Source organism: Pseudogemmobacter humi (genome assembly GCF_900609055.1).
GTDB classification, from domain to species: Bacteria; Pseudomonadota; Alphaproteobacteria; order Rhodobacterales; family Rhodobacteraceae; genus Pseudogemmobacter; species Pseudogemmobacter humi.
On the sequence record NZ_UXAW01000117.1, the window covers coordinates 1 to 5,212 of the forward strand.

General features: G+C 61.7%; 5 protein-coding genes and 2 pseudogenes. 1 reads left to right on the plus strand and 6 read right to left on the minus strand.

Features of this window, described 5'->3' with window-relative positions; translation table 11 throughout:
• Window positions 1-777: 777 nt before the first annotated feature.
• Window positions 778-1,113 (plus strand): hypothetical protein, encoded by a 336-nt coding sequence (locus XINFAN_RS19335; RefSeq protein WP_160144668.1) that lies wholly within the window; start codon window positions 778-780, stop codon window positions 1,111-1,113.
• Here XINFAN_RS19335 and XINFAN_RS19340 read toward each other — a convergent pair.
• The 6 genes and pseudogenes from XINFAN_RS19340 to XINFAN_RS19360 all read right to left on the minus strand — a co-directional run.
• Window positions 1,090-1,800, minus strand: a complete 711-nt coding sequence (locus tag XINFAN_RS19340) for a hypothetical protein (protein WP_124088502.1) — start codon at window positions 1,798-1,800, stop codon at window positions 1,090-1,092. The two genes, XINFAN_RS19335 and XINFAN_RS19340, sit on opposite strands and share 24 nt — an antisense overlap.
• The gene (locus XINFAN_RS19345; protein WP_160144669.1) at window positions 1,760-2,878 is read right to left on the minus strand and encodes a phage minor head protein; all 1,119 of its coding nucleotides are present in this window, start codon (window positions 2,876-2,878) and stop codon (window positions 1,760-1,762) included. The genes XINFAN_RS19340 and XINFAN_RS19345 overlap by 41 nt, the downstream gene beginning before the upstream one ends.
• Window positions 2,879-3,010: 132 nt before the next feature.
• Window positions 3,011-3,541: pseudogene (scpB, locus tag XINFAN_RS19350) on the minus strand (SMC-Scp complex subunit ScpB).
• Entirely contained in the window at window positions 3,525-4,154 is a 630-nt protein-coding gene (locus tag XINFAN_RS19355; RefSeq protein WP_267898364.1) for a DUF1403 family protein, read from the minus strand. Before XINFAN_RS19355 ends, scpB begins: the two are co-directional and overlap by 17 nt.
• Window positions 4,120-4,251 (minus strand): DUF1403 family protein, encoded by a 132-nt coding sequence (locus XINFAN_RS22450; protein WP_267898365.1) that lies wholly within the window; start codon window positions 4,249-4,251, stop codon window positions 4,120-4,122. The genes XINFAN_RS19355 and XINFAN_RS22450 overlap by 35 nt, the downstream gene beginning before the upstream one ends.
• A gap of 618 nt (window positions 4,252-4,869) precedes the next feature.
• Window positions 4,870-5,212, minus strand: a pseudogene (locus XINFAN_RS19360) (transposase); the annotation flags it as partial.

A 5,212-nucleotide genomic window follows, 5' to 3' on the forward strand; every position in this document is an offset into this window, starting at 1 on the left:
CCGCCGTGGTCTACTTCAACAGCATCGAAACCGACCAGCAGGCGCAGGCAGTAGCTTAAACATCCTCGAAAACTGTCCAAGGATCGGGGAGTAGCTCAAATCTGTCGAGGCGGACGACTTTGTTCGTTATCGGCTCATGTTATAAAGCCGACAGCACTCTTCCGAGGCAATCCCCTTCGCAATCCAGCACAGCTCTGTTGCAAAAGTGTCGGCAGATTGACCTAACATAACCGATGAGCGGAGCGATCAAGCTGAAGATTAGTCAAGCTTTGTTAGGCGGCCCAGCTTCAATTTCCGGAGTTCAGTGGCGGACGGCCGACCGCTCAGCCCCTTGCTGCCCAAACCCGAAACCTTCCCTGTCGCGTCACTTCCCGGACCAGGCCCCGCGCTTCGAACAGGCCGAGGTTGCGATGCAGCGCCGGGCGCGTGACCCCGGTCCCGGCAATGAGCTGCGGTACGGCCACCATCGGATGCCGGGACAGAGCCTCGACCAGCAGGTCAGGTGTCCTGCCCGACAGATCGGCGCAGGCGACCAGCGCCTGTGCATGCCAGATGTGTACCGGTCCAGCTTCCGCAGTGCCGAGAGAACGGCGTTTTGCGCCTCGGCGAGCCCGGCCCGCAACCTCCGCTCCACCGGCCCGCCGCCGGTCAGCGCGCCGATCCCGGCCATGGTCAGCGGCAGGAAGGCATCGGCCTCCGCCTCGGGATCGGGCCGTGCGACAGCAGTACTGCGCCTTCTGCGACGCCCCTATCACGAAACCGACCTGAGCGGGGCGTATGAGACACCCAGTCCCCGTTGGCCCGGCGACATCAACGATCCTGTTTCTGTCGCATCGGGTTCGCTACGATTTCTTCCGGCGGATGTCAGAGCAGCAGATCGAGGCAAGAGACCCTGCAGAAAGCGGCCCGCTGACCCTCTGGGTCCGGCTGACCCGCGCCGCCGAAAACCACAACGGGCTGGTCAGGACACTTACGGATCGGCTTAGCGAAACTGTCGCGCAGCGGCGGGTCATTTCCACCAGAACGCCCGATCTGGCCGCCTTGCTGGAAGCAAGGTCGCGTCTTTTGCGAAAGCAGCAAGAGACGCCGTTACAGTCGGTCAGGGAATATTGAAATCACTTCACCACCATCCTGGTGCTCGCGCCAGCGAACGCCATAAACAAAGCCGGAGCGTCCATAAATCGCCTGTGTCACCAGGATGAACCGCTCGTCGCCGGTTGCCAGGATCAATTCGAAATCCACGGACTGCTCGGGTGGATCTTTGCCATCAGGCAGAGACAGCCGGCATCTTTCCTGATCGGTGCAGGTGATTTCGCCGCCAGAGAAGGTTACTAACGTCTGGGACCAGTCTTCATCCTCAGCCGCAAGCATTTGAGCGTTTGCCATGATTCCGTGGATCAGCTCCGTCGTTATCCCGGCGCCAGGCCCGGAGGCCGATACTTGCGCTGCGTGGTCAGTCTGCAAAATCGCCCAGCACCAGACACGGATCGACTGGATAATGGTCGACGTGTCGCGCAGCGGATCGCGTGGCTTTCCAAAGTCCAACGGCCCTTCGACGATTGCCGGGCAGCCTGCGAAACCGGTAACGAACTGCTGCATGTCCGAGTTCAACTGATCCTGAATCTCCGACACCGAGTGAAGACTTTGGTAGCGATGCCCGGATGTCGGAAAAAAATGCGCACCTATGCGCACGGTCCCGGTCTCGGCAACGGCAACCGAAGTCAGGCAGGCGGCGACAGCGAAGGCGCCAATCAAACAGTCACGGTTCTTCCGCCGCATCGATGAATAGATCGAAGACATACCGGTTTCTCTCTTCACTTGGCCCGTTCCGATGCGACTGCTCTGCTGCTTCCTCCCAATCCCCGTCCAGGATAGCTTGCCGCAGCATCCGGAACTGCGCCAGTCCCCTCGGACCAAGATTGTAAATCATGTCCCACAGCGCAATCTGCGCCGACAGAGGCAGGTTTCCGAAGCCCGGATACTGTCGGAGCAAGGCTTCAAAATCCTGCCGCACGTGATCTTGCACAAGTTGATCGATGTCGACCTGCGGCAGGTAGAGGGACGTGAACTGTTCATAGAACGCAGCGTTGCGCGTCTGCGAAGCCTCCATCCCGTTGATCAGGTCATACTCCGCACGGATGTCATCCTCAGACGCAAGTGCATCCGTTGCGCGCACACGAAACGGCAGCGCAGAAGCGCTTGCCGAATCTGGCAGCATTTTGCCCTTTCCAACCGTGACAAACCCGCGGGTGTCGAGATACATGTGATCGACATTGCCCTCCCATTCCTCAATGTCTGCCACGAACCCGCCGACGGACGGTTGAACACGCGCCCAATACCCTTCGACACCAAGCGCCCGAGCATAACACCTGCATCTGAAATCCTCTGAAGGGTGGCCACCTTCGGGGGGAGTATCCCAACGAAAAATTTTCCCATCCCGCGCGGCGTGGCCCTCACGAACGCGACTGTCTTGTCGTGTTGACCAAACATAGAATTCGATCTGCATTGCGATTTGTTGGGCTTGGTTCAAGAACCCGGATAGTACCGCCAGAGCCCGCTGCTCCCCGTCGGCGCTGGCTATATCGAAGTTCTCAGCTTCGATGACTGCCTGAACCGTCTGCAACGCATCAGCACGCAGCGATTCAATGTCGAGATCGGACAGGCCAGCCGGCGAAAACTCGAATGGCTTAGTCTTCAGAATAGCCTGTGCCGTTGTTCCGAAAGCCTGGTTCCACACTCCGTCCAGCCATTGGCGGACAGCGTCTTCTTGAGTAGGATCATCCTGCTTCAGTTCCAGAAGAGGGCGGCTGGCAAGATTCAGAACGAACGTTTTAGTGCCACCAAACCTGATAAAACTCTCAAAGCATATTCGGCACATGATACCCCCTTTTTCTCCATGAAGCCCCCAATTCGTTACCGAAGGTGAAAGGCGGCGTTCGCTGGACATTTGGTGCAAGACGGCGTGACCCGGTCGGAATCAAGGCGCACCGAGTCCTGCGTCATCCAGGTGTTAGGGATCCGGCAGGTCGCGCAGGGACTGCATCCCAAAGGCCGCCAAGAAGGCCTCGGTCGTGACGACGGTATAAGGCGCGCCGCGGCGGGGTTGGCGGGAAGCGGTGCCGGTCAGGTCGCGCTCGGCCAGGCGGCCAATCAGGTTGCGGCTGATCTCGCGCCCGAAGATGTCCTTCAACCCGTCGCGGCTGATCGGCTGGTGAAACGCAATCGGCGCCAGCACCGCCAGGTCGAACTCGGACAGGTTCAGCGTCTGCCGCCGCGCGGATCGCGGGCGCGTAGGCCGCGCGGGTCCGCAGCATCCACCCGGCGCCCACCTGGGCTGCTTCGTAAGGACAACCTTCCAGATAGACCGCCAGATCCTCGATCAAGAGATCAACCGAGGCCCCCGCCCCACGACACGTGCCAGATGATCCCGCGCCACCGGGGCGCTACTGGCAAACAGCACCGCCTCGATCCGGTGCAGCCATTCCCGCCAGCGAAGATCAGGCGGCAGGTCAGCCAGGTCCCGGTCAAGCCCGCCCCCCATCGCGCCGTGCCATGCTTAGACCCCGTAGAGGCGGAAGGTGTCGCGCCCGGTCAGGTTTCCACAGCACGCCCAGTTCCACCAGCCGCTCACAAAGCCGCCGTGCGGCACCGTCCGACAGGCTGTCCGGCATCGCCCGGGCGAGCGCCATAGGGGTCAAGACATCCCGCGGCAGGATCATTTCCGCCGCCCGCGCGGCCCCCTTGGCCCGCAGCTTCGGCACCGCTGCACGCAGACGTGCCGCTGCCGTGCCAGTGTGCCCGCCAGGGGCAGCGCCTGGCCCTCCCCTCACAGCGGAACGGAGGCAGGCTAGCCGCAGATCACGCGCCGTCATCACCGGGCCAAGAAGCGGCAGCAGTTGATCCCGCCCCAAGGCCAGCGACAGCACCGCATCTGCCAGGATCAGGGCAGTGACCTCGCCCCGCGGACTGCCGGTCAGCACGGCCTCCATGACCTGCGTCGCGCGATCCACCGGGGTTGGGCCGGTGGCATCGAGGGTTAGGGCAATCCGCTCTGGCGCCACACCCTCCAGCGCGCGGCCCAGATTTGAGACCGAGATCGGCCGCGCCACTGCGCAACCATCACCGCAAGATATTCCCCGCAGGACCGGGATCATCGCCCGCCCTGGTCAGATGCAGGGCATCACACATCGCACCGGCCCCTTCGCGGCGTCCCGTGATGCCCGCTGAAACTTCTGCCGCCGCCAGCGCCAACCGATCACGCCAAAGTGCCTACGACACATGGTCGGCGGCCGTCGCCAGATTGAGATGCGCCAATGCGGCCCCAGACCGGAACGCCGTCGTCCCGAAGGTTTCCGGCGGCGTGGCGGTGATCCGGCCCGGCAGCGGTGCCAGCATCGGCACGGGTTCTGAGGGCTTGACGCGGGGTTTCTCATGCGGCCACGCTATTTTTAAACGGCGCTTTTGATCAGTAGGACGTATTAAAAGCGCTGCAGCTTGCGGGCCTTAATAACATCCGATAATGTTGTATTATCGGATGTTTAATTGCTTGTTCGGGAGAGCATATGAAAATCAACTACTTATGTGGAATCTGACTTCGGTGGCGTCTCGTCCGCATGCTTCTCGGCCTTCCGCGGCGGGGCTGAGGAAGGCAGCCCCGCTTTTCCAACCTTCCGAAAGTCAGGGACGACCGTCTTGCCGTTCTGGCTGAGGATGCGGAACCGGAGTCAGGATGAGATGCCTCAAACTCCTCTCCGAGCCGATCATGGCGAGGGACTTCGATCGGCGGGATGCAGAGGTTCAGATCCGCATCGTGTCGCAGGTTCTCTCGAACCAATGGCATTCACCTGCTCCGTATGAACCGCTTCACATCGAATGCTGCCGTGGCACGAGGCCGAGCCAGGCAGCAAAATCACGCGCCTTACGGAATGTCTCGGGCGGTGGCGCCAACGCCGCGATGGCCGTCGCTATCAGCGGCCCAATGCCGGGCACTGTCATCAGTCGGCGGGCCACGGCATCCTCTTTGGCGCGGCGCTCGATCTCGGCATTGAGCCTGCCGCTCCCGGCCTCGGGATGCGAAAGTGCGGCGACCAGCACTTCCAGCGTGTCGATGGCATAGACGGGCAGACCGCTGTCCGGATCTTCCACGATGGCAACCAGCCGAGCCGCATTGGCTGCACCCTGTGGCACGATCTGACCAAATTCGGTCAGGTGG

Bases quoted from the DNA above. Each gene is read 5' to 3' on its own strand.
- XINFAN_RS19345 (WP_160144669.1), bottom strand. From the start codon at position 2,878: ATGTGCCGAATATGCTTTGAGAGTTTTATCAGGTTTGGTGGCACTAAA.
- XINFAN_RS19335 (WP_160144668.1), top strand. From the start codon at position 778: ATGAGACACCCAGTCCCCGTTGGCCCGGCGACATCAACGATCCTGTTT.
- XINFAN_RS19355 (WP_267898364.1), bottom strand. From the start codon at position 4,154: ATGATCCCGGTCCTGCGGGGAATATCTTGCGGTGATGGTTGCGCAGTG.
- XINFAN_RS19340 (WP_124088502.1), bottom strand. From the start codon at position 1,800: ATGTCTTCGATCTATTCATCGATGCGGCGGAAGAACCGTGACTGTTTG.